Raw genomic sequence first — 375 nt, forward strand, 5'->3', positions numbered from 1 at the left:
CTCTGGACGTACTTGTCGGCCCCGCCCGGAGGGGTGATGGGGAACTGCGGGTTGCGGACCATCTCCACCGTGCTCCCGGGCACCCAGCGCCGGAGGACAAAGGGCCCGGAGTAGACCCAGGACTTTACCCACATCTCCGTTTCGTGGTAAATCTCCCCTTGCGGGCGCAGCCCGTATCTGGTACCGGGGGTGATCCATGGACATGCTCAAGGTGGCCGAGGCCAGGCTCCAGGAGTTCACGGGCCGTTTTGCGAGCGTTTTCCCCCGATAAGCGCCTCCACCGACGGTTTGAAGAGGTGGTGCGGGGCGCCTTGGCCGCAGGCTCAGCCCGGGTGAGCGAGATGGTGGCCTCGCTCCCTTCTCCCCTCCAGAACC

It is taken from the genome of Thermus aquaticus (assembly GCF_001280255.1).
GTDB lineage: Bacteria > Deinococcota > Deinococci > Deinococcales > Thermaceae > Thermus > Thermus aquaticus.